The sequence below is a fragment of the Pedobacter segetis genome (assembly GCF_016623585.1).
Lineage (GTDB): Bacteria > Bacteroidota > Bacteroidia > Sphingobacteriales > Sphingobacteriaceae > Pseudopedobacter > Pseudopedobacter segetis.
This window is the reverse complement of record NZ_JAEHFY010000021.1, coordinates 56,839-82,937: the sequence shown is the minus strand read 5'-3', so window position 1 is coordinate 82,937 and position 26,099 is coordinate 56,839. Positions and strand designations below refer to the sequence as shown.

At 36.9% G+C, this 26,099-nt stretch carries 15 protein-coding genes; 11 read left to right on the top strand and 4 right to left on the bottom strand.

Annotation, left to right across the window (positions count from 1 at the left end; all coding sequences use genetic code 11):
* The 3 genes from I5M32_RS14030 to I5M32_RS14020 all read left to right on the top strand — a co-directional run.
* A partial coding sequence (locus I5M32_RS14030; RefSeq protein ID WP_234461965.1) for a beta-galactosidase small subunit occupies positions 1-930 on the top strand: 930 nt, incomplete at its 5' end.
* A 9-nt stretch (positions 931-939) separates the two neighbouring features.
* Positions 940-2,409, top strand: coding sequence for a sulfatase (locus tag I5M32_RS14025; protein ID WP_200587449.1), 1,470 nt, complete (start codon positions 940-942; stop codon positions 2,407-2,409).
* Between the two features lie 115 nt (positions 2,410-2,524).
* Positions 2,525-5,422, top strand: a complete 2,898-nt coding sequence (locus I5M32_RS14020) for a sugar-binding domain-containing protein (protein WP_200587447.1) — start codon at positions 2,525-2,527, stop codon at positions 5,420-5,422.
* Between the two features lie 92 nt (positions 5,423-5,514).
* Here the strand turns inward: I5M32_RS14020 and I5M32_RS14015 are convergent, their stop codons facing one another.
* The 4 genes from I5M32_RS14015 to I5M32_RS14000 form a co-directional block, all read right to left on the bottom strand.
* A complete protein-coding gene (locus I5M32_RS14015; RefSeq protein WP_317193138.1) occupies positions 5,515-5,937 on the bottom strand; it encodes a c-type cytochrome in 423 nt (140 codons plus the stop codon).
* Between the two features lie 57 nt (positions 5,938-5,994).
* Positions 5,995-7,266 (bottom strand): PQQ-dependent sugar dehydrogenase, encoded by a 1,272-nt coding sequence (locus I5M32_RS14010; protein ID WP_200587445.1) that lies wholly within the window; start codon positions 7,264-7,266, stop codon positions 5,995-5,997.
* A gap of 144 nt (positions 7,267-7,410) precedes the next feature.
* Positions 7,411-8,502: a beta-propeller domain-containing protein gene (locus tag I5M32_RS14005; protein WP_200587443.1), complete on the bottom strand. Its 1,092-nt coding sequence runs from the start codon at positions 8,500-8,502 to the stop codon at positions 7,411-7,413.
* A 578-nt stretch (positions 8,503-9,080) separates the two neighbouring features.
* On the bottom strand, positions 9,081-10,511 hold the full coding sequence (locus tag I5M32_RS14000; protein WP_200587442.1) for a T9SS type A sorting domain-containing protein: 1,431 nt from the start codon (positions 10,509-10,511) through the stop codon (positions 9,081-9,083).
* 329 nt (positions 10,512-10,840) lie between these two features.
* Between I5M32_RS14000 and I5M32_RS13995 the strand changes: the two genes are divergently transcribed.
* The 8 genes from I5M32_RS13995 (at position 10,841) to I5M32_RS13960 (ending at position 26,071) form a co-directional block, all read left to right on the top strand.
* Positions 10,841-12,793 (top strand): T9SS type A sorting domain-containing protein, encoded by a 1,953-nt coding sequence (locus tag I5M32_RS13995; protein WP_200587440.1) that lies wholly within the window; start codon positions 10,841-10,843, stop codon positions 12,791-12,793.
* A 314-nt stretch (positions 12,794-13,107) separates the two neighbouring features.
* Positions 13,108-14,199 carry a family 43 glycosylhydrolase gene (locus tag I5M32_RS13990; protein WP_200587439.1) on the top strand — a complete coding sequence of 364 codons (1,092 nt, stop codon included), beginning with the start codon at positions 13,108-13,110 and terminating at the stop codon, positions 14,197-14,199.
* Between the two features lie 997 nt (positions 14,200-15,196).
* Positions 15,197-16,318, top strand: coding sequence for a glycoside hydrolase family 43 protein (locus I5M32_RS13985; protein ID WP_200587437.1), 1,122 nt, complete (start codon positions 15,197-15,199; stop codon positions 16,316-16,318).
* 255 nt (positions 16,319-16,573) lie between these two features.
* Entirely contained in the window at positions 16,574-18,124 is a 1,551-nt protein-coding gene (locus tag I5M32_RS13980) for a sulfatase family protein (protein WP_200587435.1), read from the top strand.
* A gap of 20 nt (positions 18,125-18,144) precedes the next feature.
* Positions 18,145-19,536: a sulfatase-like hydrolase/transferase gene (locus I5M32_RS13975; protein ID WP_200587433.1), complete on the top strand. Its 1,392-nt coding sequence runs from the start codon at positions 18,145-18,147 to the stop codon at positions 19,534-19,536.
* Positions 19,537-19,547: 11 nt separating this feature from the next.
* Positions 19,548-21,443, top strand: a complete 1,896-nt coding sequence (locus I5M32_RS13970) for a sulfatase family protein (RefSeq protein WP_200587431.1) — start codon at positions 19,548-19,550, stop codon at positions 21,441-21,443.
* 228 nt (positions 21,444-21,671) lie between these two features.
* Positions 21,672-24,551, top strand: a complete 2,880-nt coding sequence (locus I5M32_RS13965) for a sugar-binding domain-containing protein (RefSeq protein ID WP_200587429.1) — start codon at positions 21,672-21,674, stop codon at positions 24,549-24,551.
* 32 nt (positions 24,552-24,583) lie between these two features.
* A complete protein-coding gene (locus I5M32_RS13960; RefSeq protein ID WP_200587427.1) occupies positions 24,584-26,071 on the top strand; it encodes a hypothetical protein in 1,488 nt (495 codons plus the stop codon).
* Positions 26,072-26,099 lie beyond the last annotated feature (28 nt).

Genomic DNA, 26,099 nt, shown 5'->3' with positions numbered 1-26,099 from the left:
CAGTTTTTATTGGATAGCAAATACTTTGCGCAAACACCTGTCTCTGGAGGGCTTGTTGTAAATAAGTCGGGCAATAATCTCGACTTTTCTACAGATAAAGTAAAAGGCAGTTTTAATATCAGCAACGGGAACTGGAATTATTACGGGCTGGTAGGCAGCAATAAACTTATCGACCAGTTGCCAGAGCCCTATTTCTGGAGAGCGCCAACCGATAACGATTTTGGAAACAAGATGCCCGAAAGATTAGGGGTTTGGAGGACCGCACATGATAACAGAATTGTTAAAAGTGTAGATGTATCTGAAAAAACCGCAGATGGTGTTACCATAAAAGTAAACTATTTATTGGCCGATATAGATGTGCCTTATAACATTATTTATCAGATCTTAAATGATGGTTCTGTAAAGGTAACCGCATCAATAAACATGGAAGGTAAAAACTTGCCAGAAATGCCACGTTTCGGGATGCGCATGCAACTGCCAGGTAATTTTGACGATCTAAGCTATTATGGACGCGGCCCTTACGAGAACTACAGCGACCGCAAGACCGCTTCGTTTATCGGTTTGTATAAAGACAAAGTAGAAAACGAATACGCAGAATCCTATATCCGTCCACAAGAAAGCGGTTACCATACCGATGTAAGATGGTTTAAGCTAACTGATGGAGCGGGCAAAGGCCTAAAAGTAGCGGGAGTGGATCAGCCTATTTGTTTCAGTGCAATTAATCATAGCGCAGAAGATTTAGATCCCGGATTAACCAAAAAGCAGCAACACCCATCAGATTTAAAAGAGAAAAACGAAGTTTATTTACATATTGATCTAAAGCAAAGAGGAGTGGGCGGAGACACCAGCTGGGGCGCTTATCCGCATGAAGAATATCTTTTGAAAGATAAAGCTTATGCCTACAGCTATATTTTAAGTTTGATCAATTAATTTATTAGGATGAAATCAATGATTAATAATCTGGCGAAATGTTTGATTTGCCTCTCTGTTGTAGGATTAGCAAATCAGGCACACAGCCAAACCGTAAACAAGAAAAAGCCAAACATAGTATTCTTTTTGGTTGATGATTTAGGATATAGCGATGTGCAAGCCTTTGGAAGTAGTTTTTATGAAACACCAAACATTGATAAGCTTGCAAAAGAGGGTATGAAATTTACCGATGCTTATGCGGCCTGCCCGGTCTGTTCTCCCACAAGAGCCAGTATCATGACGGGTAAATACCCAGCAGGTATGCACACAACCGATTGGTTTGGCGCACCACAACCAGAAGAAGAGGCCAAAAAGAAAAATTATACTCGTCTTTTACTGCCGGCACATTATATAGAAAATTTGCCCTTAAAAGAAGAAACAATTGCAGAGGCCTTAAAAGCAGGCGGATATAAAACTTTTATTGCCGGTAAGTGGCATTTGGGGGGTACTCCAGATTTTTGGCCAGAAAATCAAGGTTTTGATGTCAATAAAGGCGGTAACTCTATGGGAAACCCAGGTAAAGGAGGTTATTTTTCTCCTTATAACCATAACCCACGTTTAGACGCAGGCCCTGCTGGCGAATATTTGCCAGAGCGTTTGGCTAAAGAAACAATGAAATTTATCGAAGATAATAAAGATCAGCCTTTCTTCGCTTATTTTGCATTTTACAATGTACACGGGCCTGATGATACCACCCCGGCACTCAAGGCAAAATACACGGCAAAGAGAGAAAAATTAGGTTTAACGGATCAGTTTGGTGATGAAGGCGGTAAAAAAGTAAGGATCGTACAAAGCGACCCAACTTATGCCGGGATGGTTCAATCTGTTGATGATGCGGTGGGTAAAGTGATGGCAAAATTAAAAGAGCTTAAATTAGATGATAATACCATTGTAGTGTTCTTTTCTGATAATGGTGGTTTAGCAATAAACGAAGGCTCGCCAACTTCTAATTTGCCATTAAGAGGTGGTAAAGGTTGGATGTACGAAGGTGGGATTAGGGAGCCACTTATTGTTAGGTACCCTGGAGTAATAAAACCGAATACCATTAACGAAACGCCAGTTATCAGCAACGATTTTTATCCAACATTTTTACAAATGGTTGGTTTACCACCACTGCCTAAACAAAATACGGGTGGCGTAAGCATATTGCCTTTGTTAGAACAAAAAACAATTAAAAAGCGCTCTTTATTTTGGCATTACCCACATTATGGCAACCAAGGAGGAAGTCCTGCATCGGCCGTAAGAGACGGAGATTGGAAACTGATACATTGGTATGAGCATGATAGGTACGAGCTTTTTAACCTAAGAGATGATGTTGGTGAGCACAACAATCTTCTTACTGCCGAGCCAAAAATTGCAAAGAAACTGAAAAAGGAATTGGATAAATGGTTACAGCAACAAGATGCTTATTTCCCAAGCAAAAACCCTAATGCCAAATAATAAAGAGGTTATTTTATCCATCATAAAAACAAGAAAGTCCATTAATTTAATGGACTTTCTTGTTTAATTTGCTTTTCTCAAAAACCTTTTATTCACTGATTAATATAAAATTTCGATGGTTGTTTTATCCCAAAAAGCAATTTTTAAAAATTTCTTTGCCCCAAAAGCTTGTAAAAGTAAATCATTTTTATTTTTACTTGTTTTGATCTTTGTTTTTAACTTAAAAAGTTCTCTTGCGCAAGAGAAAAATAAAATTGATCTTTCTGGTAAATGGGAGTTTCAAATAGATAGCTTAAATATTGGTATTGCACAAAAGTGGTACAACAAACAACTCGATGGAAAAATCAATTTACCCGGCTCCATGACAACAAATGGTATCGGAAATGATATTGACTTAAAAACTCCTTGGACAGGCGATATATTAGACTCGTCTTATTACAAAAAACCCGAATATGCAAAATACAGAGCAGCCGGAAATATTAAAATACCATTTTGGTTGCAACCGATAAAATATTATAAAGGAGTGGCATGGTACCAAAAAGTGGTTGATATTCCAAAATCATTTGGCAATAAAAGCATCAATATATTTTTAGAAAGGCCACATTGGCAAACCACCTTATGGGTTGATGACAAAAGCCTGGGTTCACAAAACAGTTTGGGTACAGCCCATCAATTTTTAATTGGCAAAGGTTTAACAGAAGGGAAACATATTATTACCATTCGTATAGATAATGGGATTGATACGCTAAAAGTAGGAGAAGACTCGCATAGCATTACAGATAATACACAGGGCAACTGGAACGGTATAATTGGCAAGATGGAGTTACAGGCTATCCCAAAATGTAATATCCAAAACGTACAGGTTTATCCAGATATCCAAAACAAAAAAATTACGGTAAAGCTTTATTTTGATTCTTTTGAAGGTAAAACTCAGAAAGGAGTATTAGAAATTTTTGCACAAAACTCAAACCCATCTGCAGAAAAATTGCCTTTGCTAACCAAAGATATTAAAATAGGCAGATTGAACAACTCAATGGAAGTGGTTTATCCGATGGGTCAAAACCCCTTACTGTGGGACGAGTTTAACCCTAATGTTTACAGTTTAAAAGTTAATTTAAAAACTAAGCTGGGCAACAGTCAAAAAACTGTTGATTTTGGTATGCGAGAATTTGCTGCCCAAGGCAAACAGTTTTTAATGAACGGTAAACCTGTTTTCTTAAGGGGTACTTTAGATTGTGCCGCTTACCCGATAACCGGTTATCCACCAACCGACATAAACTCGTGGATCACTATTTTCAGTAAATTAAAATCTTACGGCCTTAACCATGTACGTTACCATTCTTGGACACCACCTGAAGCCGCTTTTGAAGCCGCAGATAAGCTAGGTTTTTATTTGCAGGTTGAGTGTAGTTCATGGGCTAACGGCGATGCGAGAGTAGGAGAAGGCTGGCCCCTTGATCAATGGCTGTATGAAGAAAGCAACAGGATGGAAAAAGCTTATGGCAACCATCCTTCTTTTGTGATGATGGCTTATGGTAACGAACCTAAAGGGAAAGACCATGTAAAATACCTCACAGATTTTGTGAAGTATTGGGAGGCAAAAGACAACCGAAGACTTTATACCACTGGGGCCGGCTGGCCAGTGATCGCAGAAAGTGATTACGATAATACACCAAACCCTAGGATACAAAGATGGGGAGAGGGCTTAAAGAGCATAATTAATGCAGAGCCCCCCAAAGCAAATTACAATTGGGCTAACCGTATAGAAAAGGCTAAACACCCTACGGTAAGCCATGAAATTGGGCAGTGGTGCGTTTATCCCGATTTCAAAGAAATAAAAGAATATACAGGTATTTTAAAACCTAAAAATTTTGAAATTTTTGAGGATAAGCTAAAAGAAAATAAGCTTTATAGCTTGGCGGATAGTTTTTTGCTCGCATCGGGTAAATTACAGGTTTTATGTTACAAAGCAGATATTGAAGCAGCCTTAAGAACCCCCCATTTTGGTGGCTTTCAGCTATTAGGTTTAAGTGATTTCCCCGGGCAGGGTACAGCTCTGGTAGGTGTTTTAAATGCTTTTTGGCAAGATAAAAATTACATTACGGGCAAAGAATTTAGCCATTTTTGTAGCCCAACGGTTCCCTTGGCCCTTTTCCCCAAGTTTATTTACCACAATAATGAAACTTTGGATATACCAATTAAGTTAGCCCATTATGGCAATAAATTACTTAAAGAGGTTACCCCAACCTGGAATATAAAAGACGTTAACGGAAAAATTTTATTCTATGGCCAACTCAATAAAAAAGATCTTCCATTAGGTAACGATATTGATTTGGGAAATATAAGCCAATCACTATCTGCCATTGATAAAGCTGAGAAATTGCAATTGAATATTAATGTTGCAGACGGACACAACTCTTGGGATTTTTTTGTTTACCCTGCCATATTACCAAAGTTGGAAACAAAGGTTTTTACCACACAAAAATTTGATAAAGAAGCATTAGATGTTTTAAATAAAGGAGGGAGAGTTCTACTAACACTAAAAAAAGGAGAAATAAAGCCAGAAATGGGTGGAAACGTGAAAATCGGCTTTTCTTCTATATTTTGGAATACCTCTTATACTAGCGGGCAAGCACCAAATACATTGGGCATTTTGTGCAATCCAAATCATCCGGCATTAAATAATTTCCCTACAGATTATTATAGCAACTGGCAATGGTGGGATGGCATGATGCACTCAAACGCTATTCGGTTAGATTCGGTTTCCAAGGATATTAAACCAATAGTAAGGGTAATTGACGATTGGTACACCGCAAGCTCTTTAGGGCTGATATTTGAGTGCAAAGTAGGTAATGGAAAACTACTGGTTTCTGGTATCGATCTTTTGGAGGATAACGATAAAAGGCCCGAGGCAAAACAATTGCTCTACAGCTTACAAAAATACATGGGAAGCGATAGGTTTAGCCCAAAAACCGAAGTGAATGTTAACCAGATTAATAAGTTATTTAATTGATGAAACAGCAAAAAACCTGCGTAAAATAACAAATGCAGAAATAACCTGATAATAAACAAAATAGCCCTGTCATTTACTTTGGGGCTATTTTGTTATTTACTCGACCTAACCTTTTTTACTTGCGCAGCTGTTATTGCGCTTGCTTTATTTTGAAAATTGTTTCTTACATAAGTCAATACTGCAGCAATTTGTGTGTCGCTAAGATAGCTGAAGGATGGCATAGGGTTGGTATATTCATCTTCGTCAATCACAACACCTTTGTTATATCCTTTCAACAAAATGTTTATTAAACGGGTTTGGTCGCCCAAAACATAAGTTGTTTTAATTAATGGTGGGTTCATGTTCATTACCCCACTTCCATCAATCTGATGGCAGGGCATACAATATTGTGTGTAAACGGCCTTGCCATTAATGGTTGGGCTGGCTTGGCTAGGTTTGGTTGCTTTTTTAACTGGGGTTTGCGCACCTACCATAAAAGGAAATAATAATATTAAGATAACTAGAGTCTTTTTCACGCTTTAAACTGGTTTATGTGTCTTTTTATCTCCGCAAAGATCAAAAGGTTAAATTATTTATCTGTTGTATGAGATTTTGAAGATTGATCCTTTCGCATCATCGGTTACGTAAAGTGATCCATCTGGGCCTTGTGCCAATCCACAAGGGCGATGTTGTGCTTGCCCAGGTGATATTACTTCTGTAAGTCCAGAAAAGCCATTTGCAAATACTTCCCATTTTCCAGAGGGCATCCCGTTTTTAAACGGAACGAAAGCTACATAATAACCTTCTTGTGGTTCTGGCGAACGGTTCCAAGAACCATGAAAAGCTATAAAGGCCCCGTTTTTATATTTTTCTGGGAACAAATTTCCGGTATAGAACAATAAGCCGTTAGGAGCCATGTGGCCAGGAAACGCTACTATTGGATCTATGTAGTTTTTATTGCCTTCAATTTTTCCATCTCCGCCATATTCTGGGGCTAATATTTTTTTGTGTTGTATTTGATCGTAGTAAATATAAGGCCAACCGGCATTATCTCCCTTTTGTATTTTGTACATACACTCTGCGGGTAATTCTGCAGATTGTTTATCGGTATAGAGTTCTGGCCAAGAAGAGTGCAGATTGTCTCTACCATGCTGCATCACATACAATGTATTGTTGGTTTGGTTCCAATCAAGCCCCATAACATTTCTTAAACCAGTTGCATATCTTTCGCCTTGTGAGTAAGATTGGTTTAATCTGTCGGCTTTAAACTTCCATATACCGCCCATAGAATCAAGCAGCGGACAGCCAGGTATGCCAGGCGAATGTAACGCTCTATCCTTTTCTTGGCAAGAGTTTAATTTTGCACCAATATTTACGTATATGTTGTTATCGTTGTCTAAAACAATTGATTTCGTTTGGTGCTGCTTGCCTGCTAAAAGTCCTGTGATTATTTTTTCTGGATGATCAGGATCAATTACATGTTCGTTACCATCTAGCTTATACCTAAATACTTCCTCATCAGAAGAGGCGTACAAGTATCCGTTTTTGATAGCGATACCTGTACCCGCATAATTCCCGAAACTAGATTTTACGGTGTATTTTCCATCTTTATCATCATCAGATAAAAGCAAAATACCTTTCCCGTTTAGTAAGCGGAAAAGTTTCACATAAATTTCTCCACTTTTAGTAACCACAATATGGCGTGGCCTTCCGGTGTTCTCTATAATTTTAGATGCGGTAAAACCTGCTGGTAAAACTAAACCTGCATTTTGAGGGTCTTTATCTTGTTTTGTTGCCTTTGTAAAAGCAAAACAGAACAGTAATAATGTGGCTAAAGTATAAACAGCTATGTTCTTTGTTCTCATTTTATTCAAATTAAAATCGATTTTTAGTAAATTAAAAAAAACGGTTGAAGATAAACCTATGCTCAACTAGCATCTATCTATAGAATTTTTAATTTTCACAGTATATTTAAAATATTTCTTTATGATGATTTAATGATTTAACATTTAGTGCTCAGATTCTCCTGGTTTCTCAGGGATTCCAGGGTCATCAAGTACCTGTACCGCAGTAGCGGGCCCAAGGTTTTTCCAATCCCACAAAACCCACACCACTTTTTTATCGGGCGTAACCTCTACCAGCTGTGGTCCTTTACCATTATTCCCTCTAGAGCAAATAATAGTATTGCCGTTTGTTAAACGCGTACAGCTTTGGGTATTAATAAAGCGATATTCTTCTGGTAGATCTTCTCGTTTTAATTCCCAAACGGTTTCTTTTGCGGTATTTACTTCTCTGGTTAAGATGTCTTTCTCATCGGTAATTAAAGTGTTCCCGTTTTTTAACCTAATGGCTGCCCATGGCTGTTTAATATCATAAGTCCATAACTCTTTAAAGTTCTTATCGTATTCAATTACCTTATCCATTAACATAAAAGGGACAAGATATGTGCCATTTGCGGTGTATCTTACCCTTCTGAACTGACCATGTACCCCTTTATTTGGGTCGTAAGGCATTTCCTTTTCTACTTCTACTTTATTGGTTTTTATGTTGAAGATAAATAGTTTGGGCGGGGTCCCGTTTTGCATAAATAGCACTTTATCTAAACCAATAGGTTGACAGGCATGTATTTCTGTGCCTTCTGGTGCATCATATCGCCAAACTACTTCCTTTTTTGGTGTAATTTCTGCAATATACTGCATTCTGGTAAACAAAATATTACCGTTTGATAGCATCCATACGTCATCATATTCATATCCACCACCGGTTGAGTAGGTCCAAATTGTTTTTCCTTTATTGATCAAAAACATTTTGTTATACCCTTCGCCAATATATAGCATAGGATGTTGGGCAATTCCGTTACCCGGTAAGTTTTTAGGCACAACAATTGTTGTATCCCATTTTCTTTCTGGTACTTCTGTTTCCCCAGAACCTAAAACCGGGACATCTGCAGCAGAGAATTGGTTTAATAATTTTAACAAAGGCCTATCAGATGGCTTCTTATTTACATTTAGGTTTTGCCCATAACCAATATTTGTTAGTAAAATGAATAGTGTTGGGATACTAAAAACAAAAAAGTTTCTAGCTTTTTTATTCGTAATCATAAACAGCTTTTGTGTTAGTTAGTTCTATTTGGTTTTTGTTCTATTGTTAAGCCTGTAATATTTAGGACGTAATGAATTTTATATAAGGTCAATGATTTTAAAAAGGCATTTATTAGCATCAAATATAAATTAAAATAGGCTTTAACAATATGGATATTTTTCTGATTGTAATGGACAATTTCACTTTCTAATTGATCTTGATTTCCCTATATTTTTAATGGAGAATTTTAGTTTACTGTTATTTTGGTTGTTAATAATTTGAAGTTTGAAAGACGGTTTTTTATGCCTCGATTGAAAATTTAGTTGAAGCAATGATCATGAAACCTAAAACAGAAAATGACTAAACATTTGAAGATAGCTTAATTTTTAACAAAGCAACTGATGTAAAACCAAGGGAGGCTGTTGGATTTTGAATCCTAGTTGAAAATTTGGAAGAACTAAGGCAAAACTGATGGTATTTTTGAATCCTCTTTCTTCATTTTAGCCTTTCAAATTGAAACCTCACGGGTTAAAATTTTAATAAATGAAATGCCTCTTTTATAATTTTAGAGACATTTCATTTAGCTAAATATTTGAGATTACTTTAATTGTACCTCTTTAGAAGATTTGTTTCCTTTGCTATCTGCTATTGTTAGAATGTAAATTCCTCTTTTAAAAGTAGTAACATCTAAATGATAAGAAAAGCTATTTGTATCTAGTTCTTTAACCTTTTGACCATTTAAATTGGTTAAAGTTACCTTAAAAGACCCCACAAAATTAGATGGTACCGCTATATTTAAAGATGTAGTTGCCGGGTTAGGATAAGATATAGCGTTGGTTTGGCTTAAATCTTTAATATTTACGGCTATTTCCTTATTGTACTCAAAAGAACCGTCTTTATCAATGGTTTTTAATCTGTAATAATTTGTGCCAGACAATGGGTTTCTATCTATATAACTATAAGTTTTGGATGAAGAAGAATTTCCGGATGCTTTAACCGTACCTAAAAATTTAAAAGAGCCATCTTCTAATCTTTCGATTTCAAATTTATCTGTATTTAGTTCTGATGCGGTTTCCCATTTAAGATTAACACCATTATTTAGGTAATTGCCTGTAAAACTTGTTAATTTTATTGGGAGGGTAGCATCTGTTGCTATTTTTAAATTATCTGCATTAATAACCACTGCAGAAGCATTATTTTGTCTGGTAGCTAATAATCCAAAACCAAGAAGTGGTGTACCAGTATAAGTATTATCATTAAAAGTTGCTGTAACACCACCCATACTATAATCAACAGTTTCAGGGTCTTCAAATGCGGCAGAACTATTCTGTTTAACGTTGAATTGCCAATTATTAGTAGGATCGTTTGGCCTATATACCAATTTAACGCTTATTGAATTAGTAGTGCTTGCCAAAGGGCCTGATGAGGCTAGATCTACAAAGACTGTATTATTAAATACACCATTAGAAAAACTAACAAACCTAACTTCATTGTTAGTATTGCTAGTTGTTGATTTTTGAAATAAAATCGCATATCCGGAAGTAGATGTTGTAAAAACGTCTTCTACGTTACTACCAATTACAAACATCATACCTTTTCCACCGCTGGTATTATAAGTTGTTAATTGTCCAAAAGCTCTCATGTTGATAGTAAACGTAACATTGCCTGTGTTATCAGATAAAGTGGTTTTATAGTTGGGATTAACTTTTGAGAAACTTGTCATAATACCGTCTTTAGAATTACTTCCTTGTGTACCATAACTAATTACATAATTTCCTGAAGTCTCAGCGTCAGCAACAATTGATGCTATCTTTGTGGCCTGTGTAGTATAAGTTGCTTGAGAAGGTGAACCAGGAACCGTACTTGTACCACCAGAATAAGATCCTTCGGCAACTGCAGCACTACCAAATCCCTCCTGATAAACAACCGTTTGGGCATTGGTATTAGAGCAACAAACCGCAAATAATGCGGCCATTAAATAATTTTTAGCACAAAAGTGCTTTTTGATTGAGTAAAAATTTCCTTTCATAATATGTGTAATTTGGTTTCTGCTAAGGTATTTCCCTTTCTAATTTTTTTTAGCACCCGAAATAGTAAAAAAGGGGGGGTGTTTTAATTTTTTTTGAAAATGGGATTTCCATTAGATCAAAAATTTTGTTAAAAAGCCAACTTTTAGGGTAGTTGATACTTGAAAACGGTTGGATAAACTAAATTGCCCCCTGTCAAAAACGAATAAGCATCCCAGTTACGGCTTACATATATTTTAGTTTTGTATATCTATTTTAAAGATAAACCAATTAACCAATCCTTTAATTATCATAATTATCCAGATTGAATACATACACCTAACTTATTGATATGAACCGTAATTTTTACTTTATCCTATTTCTAGCCTTATTTCTAAGTTCTGCAAGCTTTGCGCAGAAATCTATAACCATAAATGCCCAAACTTACAAGCATATTTTTGAAGGTTCTGGCTGTTCTTTTGGAAATAGCGAAGGTGATTATGCTGGGATGAGCGAAGCTAACCAGGCTTTGGCCGATCAGATGCTAAGCAACGAGCTGAAACTTGATTTTATTCAAACTTACATGAATCAGGATCCCTCAAACCCTGCAAATGCAGGTACTTACGCAAAAAGGATTAAATTTATGAAAGCAGCCAAAGCTATAAACCCTGATAACCAGATAGCGATGGTTTTTCAGGCTTATCCGGGTTACCTATGTATTGGGGGTACAAACAACGGAGATTTGGATTATACCAGAACTGGGATATATGATGAAGTGGCCGACTGGTATTTTAACACTCTGAAATTTTTTAAAGATAGTGGGGTGGTTGTGGATATTGCCGATGTATCAAATGAACCCGATTTGAATAGACAAAACAAATATGGTTATGGTGATCCAAAAAAAGGCTTGGCAATATTGGTGCAAGAGGTAATCCCGAGACTCAAGGCAAAATTGAACGACCCATTAATTAATACTACAAATATTAAAGTTCCGCTAATTATGGGGCCAAGTACCTTATCGGTAACCCAATGTCGTAGTTACGTAAATTACTTTAAAAACAACTATCCATCAGCATGGAATCAACTGGATATTGTTTCTACCCATCAATATGCGGGAGGGTTAAATAATGGTGCATTTGGTGATATTATTGCGGCTTTAGACGGGAAAAAACTCTATCAGAACGAACAACATGGTTATCACAACGATAACTTAGGGCTGGATAATTACGCTGGTTTAGGAGACCAGATCAAAACAGTTTTGGATATGTCTGCGTTGATGAATGTAGCCATCAATAGTGGTGTGCAGGCATGGTATTATTATCAAACTAATAATTCAGCCAACTTTGCAGCTTCTAGTTTAATACGTACCCCAACAAACGGAAATGCGCCATCTCCATACAAGCAATTTAATGCCTTTAAGCAAATAACCAATACACAGCCAAAGAATTCAAACGTATTGGATTATACATCTGCGAATATTACCAATAGTATCAGACAAATTTTAGCCTTTAGAAAGCAAGGTTCGGATAAGGTTTATCTAAACCTAAGCAATTTCACAGACGTAGCCGAGCAAATTACCATTACCCTCAAGAAATCTGATAATACAGATTACCCGATAAAATCATTAACAACAGTTACAACAAGCGTAACCCAAACAGAAGGAACTACAAATGAAACATTTACTCCTAACGTTACAAGCTACACCATTACCACCGAACCGTTCTCGGTAAATACACTTACATTTACCGTGGACGACCCGAGTTTACCAGTCGAATTGATTTCATTTAACGTTAATAAAACTTCTACAAATACCGTAGAATTAAACTGGAATACATCTTCCGAATCAAATAATGATTATTTCACTATTTCCCATTCAACAGACGGAAAAACATTTCAGCTTTTAGATAAAATAAAAACTAAAGGGAACGGTAGCAAACCAAACCATTATCGTTTTGTGCATAACAATCCTAATATCGGTAATAATTATTACCAGCTTCATCAAGTAGATTTAGATGGAACAAGCAAAGATTTAGGGATAAGAGCCGTTAACCTAAGTTTAAATAAACAATCTAGTTTTGTTGCTTACCCTGTTCCGGCTAAAGATTTCGTTACGGTTAATTTCAATGGGAATTTGTATAGGTCAATAACCGTTAGTGATGTTACGGGTAAAGTTGTTTATTCTCAAAATATCGCTTCAAATGCTACTAAAGTCTCCATCAATTTGAGTGCTTACCAAAAAGGGTTATATTTTTTGAGAGGTTTAACCGATAGTTCTATTGATGTGATAAAAATATTAAAGGAATAAAAATTAAGGTGATCATATAAAACTTTTAAAATAAGTAAACTACCAATAAAACTTGAAGGAATTTGGTGTTTGATGTTTGGAAGCAGAAAGAACTAGATAAAATAGAAGTCTGTTGGCCATTATAGTTGATTTTAAGTTGATGGAGGTTAAAAAGCCAAAACAGAAACATTGATAGCCTATAATAATTAAGGTGTTTTTGCCCAATTAAGCACAGATGTCTTGTTTTATTAAAAGGATTTTAGAAAAATCCGCCTAGGTTTTTAAGTTGAAGTATCGACCAAATTATAACCATCATAACAATAAATTAAACTAAAATGAAAAGAAAAGTTTTATTAGCGGGCGCATTACTTACGTTAGTAGGTCTTGCGCAATGTAAAAAAGAGAAAACGCAGCAACAAAAAGTTGATGCGGTAGAAGGGGCTGTAAGTCCTCAAGCGCAAACCACCTTGGCGCAGACAAATATTTTTCCGGATCAGCCCTGGAAAGATACGGCTGGTAATCTTATTAATGCACACTCTGGTGGCGTTATTTTTCAGAACGGATATTATTATTGGTACGGCACACACAAAATACCGGGCAGTAGCGAAAAGAATGGAAAAACAGACGGCGGCGTACATTGCTACCGTTCTAAAGATTTAGTTAACTGGACCGATTATGGGATCGTACTGGCCGTAAATAACACCCCGGGCAGCGATCTTGAGCTTGGGTGCAAAATTCAGAGGGTTAAGGTTGTTAAGTGCGACAATACGGGTAAATACATCTGTTATTTTAAGCTTTACCTAAAAGGGGAAGGTTATGATAAAACTTATGTTGCGGTAGCTACAAGTAACAGTCCTACGGGTCAGTTTACTTATGATCATAAATTTTTGGCAGCTAATGATAGTAAAGGCACAGGCGATCATTTTTTTTATAAGGCAGATAATGGAGATTTGTATCATATTGCAAAAAGAAAAACAGATGGTGTGTTGGTTTATGCCAAAATGACCACTAACTATTTAAACCCCGCTACTAGTTATACAGTAATGAGCGGAATCCAGAAATATACAGAAGGTGTTGCGGTAATTTACAAATCTGGTACTTATCATTTATTAGGTTCGGGTTCTTCTGGCTGGGATCCTAACCCCCCTAGGTATTACACCGCAACAAGCCTTGCCGGGCCATGGACTGTACAAAGTAACCCTTTAAGCGGAACAAATTCTGTTACCGGGATAGGCCCAGATCTAACTTGGGGCGGCCAGTCAAATTATATGTTTAAGCTAGATGGCGAAGAAAATAAGTTTGTGGCAAACTTTGATGTTCATGTGCCAACTAACCCTTCAACCTCACGCTACATTTGGCTACCTTTTCGGATTGATCAGAAAAAACTTCATATCAGTTGGCAGAGTAGTTGGAGCCCTGGCCTATAATAGCTAAGCCGGCTGCGTGTTTAGATACATTAAATTAAATTTATCAGTTAAAACAAATAATGGGCAATCAAGCAAAAGATTGCCCATTATTTTAACTTTTAGGTGCAGTCTCTCCTTAGAATGGTAAAAATGCTTACAGCACATATCGATCTTTATTTTCGATGATCCAAATTTGGAACTGATGTTTAATTACTTTCATTTCTTTTAATGACCAATTATTGTTCGCCATCTTTTGATTTTGCATTTTGATTTACTTTTTCTCGATTACAATTTGGGTTTGGGATAGGCATTTGCGCATTTACATTTTTGCGCCATTTATTCATTATTTCTAACCTTTTCTTTTATAGATTAGGCAATCGTTTTTCTTCTAAAGGCAAATACATTGAACAGTTGGGCACAGCTAATTTCGCAAAAAGCTTTTTATGTCCTTTGTATCCAATCGGTAATTTATCAATATTTGATGTTTTATAAAAGTTGCTCCCATAGCAACTTAAATCCTTTTACCCAATATCATCGATAAAAAAATAACGATATTAGGTTTGTCTGATTTAACTTTGGTTTGCGAAAAAGAATAATAGCTGAAAACACGGCTTATAATAAAAGTGATAAGTTTTCTCATTGTTATCGTTGTGCCGGTAAATTTGTTTAAAAATTTTTTTTAAAGGGAAATCCTTTTTTCAGATTTATTTTTTATGGTATTTTAGGGTCTGTAAAAATTTACAAATAGCGTAGTAACAGCAGGCGATTAAACTTTATTTAAACGATGAACTAAAGAATCCATATTTTGCTGAAAGATGTTATAAATATCAATGGCTACCCAAAGTTTAAACAACTGTAATTTTTATTTTAAATTTAATCATTGGTACAAATGGCGATAATTTGCAATAATCCCGTTTCCTCATCAAATATGAAATGGATTATTTTAAGGTGTATCAAAAAAACAAAGAGATAAATGAATATGATAGCTTTTTTATATCCCTAAGATTATTAACAAAATATGAAACAATTTAATAAGGTTTTCCTCACTTTTTTTTTCTTAGGTTTTGCAACAACGCTTTCGGCACAAATGATTGAGCAGGGAAAACCGTGGCTAGATACGGATGGGGTGATGGTAAATGCCCATGGTGGTGGTATTTTAAAATATAACGATACTTATTATTGGTACGGAGAGTTTAAACGAAGCGGGAAACGTGGGAATATGGCCATGGATGGCGTGAGTTGCTATTCTTCAAAAGATTTGGCAACGTGGAAAAACGAAGGCTTAGCTTTAAAAATGATAGCAAATACCAATAGTTTATTACAACCAGGTTGCATTTTAGAACGGCCAAAAGTTATCTATAACAAAAAAACTAAAAAGTTTGTGATGTGGTTTCATCATGAACTAAAAGGTAAAGGTTACGATGCGGCACTTACAGGTTTAGCCGTTTCTGATCATCCTGAGGGACCATTTAAGTATTTAAAAAGTATAAGGCCCAATAAAGGCGTTTGGCCACAAAACTTTCCTGATAGTTTGAAAAACCTATCTTTTACTATTCCAACGGATAGAAATGCAGAATGGCATAAAAAAGTAATCGAAGGAATTTTGGTGCAGAGGGATTTTAACAAAGGCCAAATGGCCAGAGATATGACTTTATTTGTGGATGATGATGGTACCGCCTATCATATCCATTCATCAGAAGACAACCAAACACTTCACATATCAAAACTTACCGATGATTATCTGGATTTTACCGACGAATATTGGAGGGTGAAACCAGGGGGTAGTAATGAAGCTCCGGCGCTTTTTAAATATCAGAACAAATATTATTTATTTACGTCTGGCACAACTGGCTGGGCTCCCAACCCGGGCAGAAGCTTTGTGGCCGATAAAATATATGGACCTTATAAAAATATAGGTAATCCTGTACGGGGTAGCCAAGAAGATATCAAAACCACTTTCCATTCGCAAAGCACATATATATTACCGGTAAATAAAGGCACAGAAACTAAATTTATATTTATGGGCGATAGGTGGATGCCTGATAACCCGATTGACGGGTGCTACATTTGGTTGCCAATAACATTTGAGAACAATATTCCGGTTATCCGTTGGGAAGATCCTTTTAGATTAATGCCTTAAACCTCTATGAAAAAAGATAAATAACGGGAGATTTTAATTTAAACATAAATAAAGCGGGATATAATCTCCAGAAATAATAATATTATCTATGCTTTTAAAATTTTGTCTATTTTTAAGTGTGCGTAAGTACTGTATATTTGAAACTTGCCCAAGTCTTGGAAAAAAAACCTATTAATTGCAAATAGTGCAGCTTTGTTTAAAATAAAACTGTTTGCAGTATTTTTATAACCATAAATTAATTATAACCTCATTAAAATGAATTTTAAGATTAATCCTTTAATTGCTTGCATTCTGCCCTTTTTTACGCTGTTTTCTTGTACTCAAAATAAAAAAACAGAAGAAGTTAAAAAGCCCAATATCATTATCGTTTATATAGATGATTTAGGCTATGGGGATGTTGGTTTTCAGGGAGCAAAAGGAGTAAGTACACCAAATATTGATGCGCTTGCCAAAAACGGACTTGTTTTTACAGATGGACATTGTTCTGCCTCTACTTGTACGCCTTCCAGATATTCTTTATTAACAGGAAGTTACGCATTTAGAAACAATGCGGCAATTTTACCGGGCGATGCCCCCTTATTAATCGATACCAACAAAACTACCATGCCTGCCATGTTACAAAAAGCAGGGTATAAAACTGCGGTAATTGGTAAATGGCACCTAGGTTTGGGCAATGGCTATATAGATTGGAATAAAACCATTAGCCCTGGTCCAAATGAGCTTGGCTTCGATTATTCTTTTCTGGTTCCTGCTACTCTTGATCGTGTTCCATGCGTTTTTGTAGAAAACCATCATGTAGTAAACCTAGATCCAAAAGACCCTATAAAAGTTGATTATAATAAAGATTTAGGGGCTTATCCTAATGGTTTAGAGGAGCCTCAGCTTTTAAAGTTTGGAGCCGATAAGCAACACAGTAACACCATTATCAACGGAATTAGCCGAATTGGCTTTATGAGCGGTGGTAAATCTGCCTTGTGGAAAGATGAAGATATGGCAAAAGTATTGATGGGAAAGGTAAATAACTTCTTATCAGAAAATAAAGAAAATCCTTTCTTTTTATATTTTTCATTTACAGATATACACGTTCCAAGAGCGCCAAACGAAATGTTTAAAGACAAAAGCACCATGGGTTCTCGTGGCGATGATATTGCCCAGATGGATTGGTCGGTTGGCGAACTGATGAAAGCCTTAAAAAGCAAGGGATTAGATAAAAACACACTGATTATTTTTACAAGTGATAATGGGCCGGTGTTAAACGATGGTTATGATGACAAGGCAGAAGAATTGGTTGGAGATCACAAACCGGGCGGGCCCCTTAAAGGAGGGAAATACAGCATTTATGAGGCGGGTACAAGAGTACCAACAGTGGTGTACTGGCCAGAAAAGGTAAAGCCAGGAACCAGCGAAGCTTTAGTAAATCAGGTTGATCTGTTTGCTTCATTGGCAAAATTAACAGGTCAAAAACTTGCCCCAAAAGATGCCCCGGATAGTTTTGATGTACTGGATGCTTTATTAGGAAAATCAAAAACCGGAAGGGATGTAATGCTTGAAGAAGGTTTTACACTTGCCTTAAGGGATAATAACTGGAAATTTATTGCGCCACAATCAAAACCAACACCTAATTGGTTAAAGAATAAAAATATTGCGTCGGGTTTGCAAGAAACGCCTCAATTATTTGATTTAAAGAGTGATATTTCAGAAACCAAAAATCTTGCGGCTACCAACAAGCAAAAAGCAGATGAAATGGCTGCCATATTAAATAAAATTAAAACCCAAAAAGGCAGCAGACTAGGTTATAGCGAATAATTTTAGATAAAATTTTAAATATGAACTTCAAACGTATCTCAATTTGTATTGGCTTTCTGCTGGCATTTTCCATATCATTAAGTGCCCAAACTGGTAAAAAACCTAATGTCATTTTTATATTATCTGATGATGCAGGTTATGCCGATTTTGGATTTATGGGTTCTAAGCTCATTAAAACGCCAAACCTCAATCAGCTGGCAAGCGAAGGAATAATCCTAACACAAGCTTATGTTACGGCATCGGTATGTTGCCCCTCAAGGGCGGGCATACTGTCTGGCAGGTACCAGCAACGTTTTGGGCAAGAATTTAACGGACCCGATGCAAAACCGATGCCCGGCTTTACACAGGATGATTTGGGCTTAGATGTAAACGAGAAAACCATGGGCGATTATATGAAATCCATTGGTTACCACACGGGCTTTGCCGGAAAATGGAATATGGGGCTTCGTCCACAGTTTTTGCCATGGAAACGTGGTTTCGACGATTTTTTTGGCTTTTTAGGCGGCGCTCGTCCTTATTTTTCAGTAAAAGGTGAGGTAAGTGAGCATTATGTGCTGATTAAAAATAAAAAAGTGTTTCCAGAGGATAGCGTTACTTACCTAACAGATGATTTAACCAATTACGCCATCAGCTACATTAAAAACAACAAGGAGAAACCCTTTTTCTTTTACCTTTCTTACAATTCGGTACACACTCCGCTAGATGCAAAACCAGAGGATTTGGACTATTACAAAAACATTACAGATAAAAAGAAAAGATTTAATGCCGCCATGACCAAGTCTATGGATGAAGGCATCGGCAAAATTAATGCAACGCTTAAACAATTAGGCTTAGATAAAAACACACTTCTTATTTTTTTTAACGATAACGGAGGTACACCAGATATTGCCGCCGATAATGGAGTGCTAAGAGGCCATAAAGGACAAAATTGGGAAGGTGGAATTAGAGTTCCCTGTATTGTAAAATGGCCTGCAAAACTTAAAGCCAACCAAAAATATAATGAGCCTATTATGGGGTTTGATTTTTTACCCACTATTTATGCTGCTGGTGGGGGCAAACAAACTTTGGGCAAAACATTAGATGGAGTTGATTTGATGCCATATCTTTTAAAACAGAAAAGTGATAAACCTCACGAAACATTATTCTGGCGTATTGGCGATAATGCCGCGGTAAGGCATAACGATTGGAAACTGGTGCTTAGCCCGGAAGGGGATTACACTTTGTATAATATAAAAGCAGATATTTCCGAAACTACTGATCTATCAGCAAAATACCCACAGGTAAAAACCGATTTAATTAATAAGTTGAAAAGTTGGGAATCACAGTTACAAAAGCCCAAATGGACAAAAGGTGGAGGCTGGATAAAATACGACATTGCTAACTACCTAAGCCAACAAAACGATAACAAGTAAAACTCAAAACAATGAAATTTTTAAAGCTTTTGATGTTATTGCTTTGCATTCAGCAATTTGCTTTTGCACAAAAAAAGCCCAATATTTTATGGATCACCTATGAAGATACTTCCCCTCAATTTATTGGCTGTTATGGAAACAAGGATGCCAAAACCCCAGTTCTGGATAAGCTGGCCGCCGAAGGCATTAGGTTTACCAACGCTTTTTCTACCGGTACAGTTTGTTCCCCATCCCGCTCAACCCTCATTACCGGTGTGCGAACTTTTGAAATGGGTACAGGAAACCATCGAAGTAATTATAAAATACCTGATTTTATACATGGGTTTCCATATTACATGCAAAAAGCAGGGTATTATACTACCAACAACTCAAAAACTGATTATAATGTAGCCAACCCCAAAGAATTTATTAAACAGGCCTGGGATGAAAGCTCTGGCAAAGCCGGCTGGTGGAACAGAAAACCTGGACAGCCATTTTTTGCGGTTTTCAATTATATGGATTCGCACCAGTCTCGCACCATGACATTCCCATACCCAAAATATATCAGCTCTGTTATTAATGAGCTGCCCGAGGCAGATAGGATAGGCGAAAACGACTTTGCAATGCCGCCTTTTTATAAAGATTCCCCAGAAATGCGCAAGCAATTTGCCCGTGTTTACAACTCCATAAAATTAACAGACAATAAAATAGGCGAACTGCTACAAAAACTAAAAGACGATAATTTGTTGGATAGTACGATTGTTTTTTGTTTTGCCGATCATGGCGAGGGTATGCCACGTGGTAAAACCAACGGGATTGATTATGGTTACCGAGTACCATTTATTGCTTGGTTTCCATCGATGTATAAAAACCTATCACCATGGAAAACAGGCGGGATAGTAACTGACGAACTGATTGATTTTGAAGACCTTGCGCCAAGTATGCTTGCTTTGGCTGGGGCCGATGTTCCTAAATATATGGAAGGTCGGGTTTTAATAGGTGCTAAAAGGGCAAAACCTGTTGATCATTTAATTTTATCGAGCGATAGATCGGATAATGGCGTGGATATGGTGCGCTCCGTAACCAACGGAAACCTAATCTATTCTCGTAATTACTATCCTTTTATCAACGAGGCCAGGTATATCAATTACATGGAGATTGGCGATATTAAAAAACAGATGCGGAAAGATTTTGCCGAAGGAAAACTAAATCCTTTACAAAAAAGCTTATTTGAGGATAGGCCAACAGAGTTTTTGTTTGATCTTTCTAAAGATGTTTGGGAAACCAGAAATTTAGTGAACGATATAGCTTACGCAACCGCTTTACAAAAAATGCGGAAACAGCTGGATGATAAATTAAAGGCATCAAAAGATATTATGTTTTTGCCCGAATATGAGCTGGCACAAATATCGAAAACAACAAGCCCTTACCTATACCGCTTGGATAACCCTAAATATCCTTTTGATAAAATTTACGCCGCAGCCTCATTGGCTGGCAAAAGAGGGGCTCCTATTGTTAAGCAACAAATAGGGCTATTATCAAACGATAATAAAATTGTTCGCTATTGGGCAGCATTAGGTTTACGCTCTCAGCCCTTTAACTTATTACAGCCCTATAAAAAGCAAATTTTAGCTAACCTTAATGATAACTACCCGCCCGCACAATCAACATTATGTGCCGTGGCTTATGCTGCATTTAAGGATACCCAAGCAGAAAGCAATTTAAAGAAATTGATCAAAAGCGATAATGAGCTGTTGGCTTTAATGACTATCAACTACCTAATTTATACGCCTAACAGAGAGGTTTTTTTAAGTACGATACAAGGTTTGCTTTCCAATAAAAAGCTAGCCTACAATGTACAGTCGGCCGGAAGGGATTTTTTAAGAAGTTTAGACATTCATATCGATGAAAGCGAAAGTAGCGAATAATCAAAGGATCGCTAAATAGCCCAACCCATAGGTTATTTTTAAGGGACATGAGTTAAATGCCCCTATTAAAAAATGAATTTGACCCTAGTAAAAACATCAAATTTTGAGAATTTTGAAATCAATGCTCTTGTGTCAAAAGAGTGCAAAATAAACCCTTTAAGTTGATGGATGGTTTTACCATCTAATATTTATTGTACAGCCTAAAATTAAACTTCACAAATAAATTAAATGAAAAGAACCTTTTTATTTCTATTTGTTTTTTTGTTAGCACAAACAAATATTTTATTGGCTCAGGAAGTTTTAAACCTTGCTGGCGAATGGCATTTTAAGTTAGATCCAGATAATAAGGGTATATCAGAAAAATGGTTTAAAAATCCATCAGATTCTGCCATTATAAGGTTGCCTGGTTGTTTGCAAGAGCAAGGTTACGGTAACATCCCATCTATTGATACCAAATGGTGGAACGGTGAGGATTTCCACAAATGGTTTACCGATCGCCCTTGGATGGCGAAATACCAAGATAAATCAAATTTTAAGCTTCAAGAGTTTTTAGTACCAGACAGGCATTATATTGGTGCTGCATGGTACACCCTGCAAGTAAATATCCCGAAAGGTTGGGAACAAAAAGATGTTGAGTTATTTTTAGAACGTTGCCATTGGGAAACCAGGTTATGGCTAGATGGTGAGTATATAGGGCAAAACAGAAGTCTTGGTACGCCCCACATTTATCGTTTAAAAAATATAAAACCTGGGCGGCACACTTTGGTGCTTAGGGTTGATAATTCTGAAATAGTGAACATAGGCGGCAAGCCACATTCTGTTTCTGAACAAACCGCCGGAACTTGGAACGGCATCATTGGCAAACTAGAGTTAAGGGCACAATCGGCAATACATATCACAAATGTTCAACTTTATCCAGATGTAAATAAAAAATTGGTAAGGGTAAAAGGAACCATCGTTACCGAACAGCCAGACCCAAACACACAATGGCTATTGGACGCAAGTGTTAAAGACTTAAACGGAGATGCACAAAAACTCAAAATTCTTAAAGTTTCAGGAGTGCTAAAATCTACCGAAAATGCTTTTGATTTTAATTTCCCTATGGGCGATGATGTAAAACTTTGGGACGAATTTGACGCAAACTTATACCAGATCAACCTGATGCTGAAATTAGGTTCAGAATCTGCTGAAACAATAAATGTTGCCACGCAAACTTTTGGGATGCGCAGCTTTGGAATTGCCGGAAAAATGTTTGCAATAAACGGGCAACAGACTTTTTTACGTGGAAACGTGGACTGTGCGGTTTTTCCTAAAACAGGGTACACTCCTATGGATGTAAATTCATGGAAACGGGTTTGGCAAACCTACAAGGATTTTGGTTTAAACATGGCCAGGTTTCACTCGTGGTGCCCACCGGAAGCAGCTTTTACTGCTGCCGATGAGATTGGGATTTATTTGGCCCCAGAGGTTGGCGAATGGGTAACCGTTAATAAACAGCCCCAGTTTGATTTTTTGAAGGAAGAAAGTCTTGCGATTTTAAACCGTTATGGCAACCATCCAAGTTTTGTGCAATTGGCAGAGGGGAATGAAAATGGTGGGGATAAAGAATTTTTTCGGCAACTGATAGCGACTTGGAAAACCGTCGATCCACGCCACCTTTATTCTATAAAAGCAAATAGTAAAAGCAATCCAGAAAATATAGATTATGAGGTTTTGCGTGGTACCGGGAACCCTTTTCAAAGGATCAGGTATCAAGATGGCTGGCCGCCTTTACCTTTAAATTCGGCTTTCCAAAGTCAGGTGCCGGGTACATCAATAAACTGGGATGAAGGTGTATCAAAAAGAGATATACCTTTGATTCAACATGAAAATGCACAGTTCTGTGCTTACCCAGATGTGATGAATGAAATATCAAAATATACGGGCTACTTAAACCCATCCTATCTTGAAATTGCCCAAGATCAACTTCGGGAAAGAGGAATGCTAAACCAAGTGCCCGATTTTGTGAGGGTATCCGGAAAGTGGCAGATCCAGTTAACCAAAGAGGAGTTCGAAGCTGATTATAGAACCAAAGGTTTAGCAGGTTTCCACTGGTTATGCCTGGCCGATTTTACCGGTCAAGATACCGCACCAGTAGGGTTTACAGATGCTTTTTACGATACAAAACCTTATGTGAACCCCAATATGGTAAAGCAGTGGAATGCACCAACCGTATTATTGGCATCTATCCCAAAAAGAGTATTTACTTCTTTATCCGATTTTAAGGCCGATATAATGGTTAGCCATTTTGGTAAAGAGAATATCAACCTATCGGTTACAGCGCAATTAAAAACTGATGATGGTAAAGTACTGCGATCATGGAATATGTCACAGCAAAAAATAGCGCAGGGCAGCGCACAAATGCTCGGTCAAATAGCTACTCCAAAACTCACCGTTGATCAACCTACCCATTTAGTTTTAGAGCTGAAATCTGCAAGCCCACAATTAACAAATAGCTGGGATATATGGGTTTTCCCAGATGTTAAAGTTAAGGAAATCCCAAAAAATATTACCGTTGCCAAGCAATGGAACGCAGATGTAGCAGAAAAGTTAAAGAAAGGCGGAACGGTTTTGCTTTTACCAGCTCAAGAAGATTTAAAAGGTAAACTGCCTATCTGTTTTACCAATTATTACTGGACAAGCTTTGGCGAAAATGCCGGACAGTCATCAGCAGCAGGTATTTTGATCGATACCAAATATCCGGTATTTAAAAATTTCCCAACAGAAGACCATGTAAATTGGCAATGGTGGGATTTATTGACCTACGCCCATCCCATTATTTTGGATTCGTACGATTCGGTAAACCCTTTTCCAAAATCTTATAAAGCACCTATACAACCCATTGATACTTGGAAAATCAACAGAAAACTGGCACTATTATCAGAATTGAAAGTTGGCAAAGGAAAATTGATGATTTGTGCCATTGATTTGGAAACCGATTTAGATAAACGCCCGGTAACTAAAACTTTCCGCAACAACTTGTTAAATTATATTGCTTCAAAAGAATTTAACCCACAAACCGAAGTGAGCATAAGTACCATTCAAGAGCTTTTTAATGCTAAAAAATAAAATCCATCAAACCAAAAAACCAATTTAACCTAATGATTAGTTTAATCACACTTTCTAAAAAAATCAAACCCAAATACTTGTTCAGTAAAATGGTATTATCGGTGTTTTTTATAGCGATGGGATGCACCGTATTTGCGCAACAAAATGTCCAAATTGATTTTGGGAAAGTTGTAAAAAAGAATGTTAGAAAAGGCGCTGCATCAGCAAATGTTTGTTGGCTAACCGATTCTGATAAAAAAAGGCCTAACGATAAGCAGTCTTTTGCAAACGCAATAAAAGAACTTGGCTGTGGTTCTTTGCGCTTTCCTTATGGCCATTTGGCCGATAACTATTTATGGCACACCCCACCTTATGATGACACAAAAAATGGTTTGCGCCCTAAAGTTGCTTCAAAAGAAGAACAACCTTATAATTGGAAAGAGTTGGTAAATGACGATGGAACTTTTAAATCGGCCATGGATTTTGACGAATATATGGGGCTTTGCCAAAAGCTAGATATAAAGCCTCTGGTAGTGGTAAATGTTTTTTCACAAAAATATAAAGATGGCCCAACTGCCGATGAATTGATTACCGCTGCGACCGAATGGGTAAAGTATGCGAAAAGAAAAAACTATAAAGTTGCTTATTGGCAAATTGGAAACGAGGTTGACCATCATAGAAAATTACTTTCTCAAGATGCTTATGTTGATTTTTATCAGAAAATAACCACAGCCATGAAAGCGGCCGATCCGAGTATCAAAGTTGGCCCCGGCATTCTAGAAAAATCTGAATATTTTGATGCCATTGTCTCAAAATATCCAAACCTCATAGATTTCACATCTGCACACCAATATGCCTGGCAGTTTATCAAATCTTGCTCTAACTATGAAAAATGGAAGGCAAATACAGAGGATTATATACCCGTGGTAAAAGAAATGCAGGATGCCGTAAGCCGTTCAAAAAAGCCTGATATGGATATTGTGATAACAGAAACCGGGCTTTCGCCAATAGGTAAGGGCATGGGCGATATCAATAACACTTATAAAGCATTATGGTATTTTAACATGTTGATGAACGAGCTAACAATGCCTAACGTTGCCTATTCGTATTTTTGGGGAACACATTCGCCTTGGACTGGCTTAAAAGATAATGACGCACATGATGTAGAAGTGCTTTTAAGAGTTGACGATAACTCAAGAAAACCAATTGGCGAGGTTGTAAAATTGGTAAACGAAAACCTGTTTGGCAATATGGTAAAAACTACTACCAACGCAAATTTTGTGCGTTCTTATGCCAGCATCAACGATAAAAAGAATAATTGTAAAGTATTTTTGCTGAACAAAAGCAACGAGCCACAAAAGTTGATCCTAAATTTCAATCAATTACCAAAAAATATCAAAAGCCTAAAAGCAAAAGAATTTAAAGGCGATTCTCCCGAAAGTATCATCATAAACACAAAAGATTTAAAAGCTATTTCTATTTCTGGTAACAGTACAGAAATCACGCTATCGCCATTATCGGTTACCATATTGCAAAATTAACGCTTAAACAAAACATTAAATGATCAAG

Coding starts and splice junctions, on each gene's coding strand:
- I5M32_RS13965 (WP_200587429.1), top strand. CDS start 21,672: ATGAAAAGAACCTTTTTATTTCTATTTGTTTTTTTGTTAGCACAAACA.
- I5M32_RS14025 (WP_200587449.1), top strand. CDS start 940: ATGAAATCAATGATTAATAATCTGGCGAAATGTTTGATTTGCCTCTCT.
- I5M32_RS13995 (WP_200587440.1), top strand. CDS start 10,841: ATGAACCGTAATTTTTACTTTATCCTATTTCTAGCCTTATTTCTAAGT.
- I5M32_RS13960 (WP_200587427.1), top strand. CDS start 24,584: ATGATTAGTTTAATCACACTTTCTAAAAAAATCAAACCCAAATACTTG.
- I5M32_RS13970 (WP_200587431.1), top strand. CDS start 19,548: ATGAAATTTTTAAAGCTTTTGATGTTATTGCTTTGCATTCAGCAATTT.
- I5M32_RS14005 (WP_200587443.1), bottom strand. CDS start 8,502: ATGATTACGAATAAAAAAGCTAGAAACTTTTTTGTTTTTAGTATCCCA.
- I5M32_RS13985 (WP_200587437.1), top strand. CDS start 15,197: ATGAAACAATTTAATAAGGTTTTCCTCACTTTTTTTTTCTTAGGTTTT.
- I5M32_RS14020 (WP_200587447.1), top strand. CDS start 2,525: ATGGTTGTTTTATCCCAAAAAGCAATTTTTAAAAATTTCTTTGCCCCA.
- I5M32_RS13990 (WP_200587439.1), top strand. CDS start 13,108: ATGAAAAGAAAAGTTTTATTAGCGGGCGCATTACTTACGTTAGTAGGT.
- I5M32_RS14010 (WP_200587445.1), bottom strand. CDS start 7,266: ATGAGAACAAAGAACATAGCTGTTTATACTTTAGCCACATTATTACTG.
- I5M32_RS13975 (WP_200587433.1), top strand. CDS start 18,145: ATGAACTTCAAACGTATCTCAATTTGTATTGGCTTTCTGCTGGCATTT.
- I5M32_RS13980 (WP_200587435.1), top strand. CDS start 16,574: ATGAATTTTAAGATTAATCCTTTAATTGCTTGCATTCTGCCCTTTTTT.
- I5M32_RS14000 (WP_200587442.1), bottom strand. CDS start 10,511: ATGAAAGGAAATTTTTACTCAATCAAAAAGCACTTTTGTGCTAAAAAT.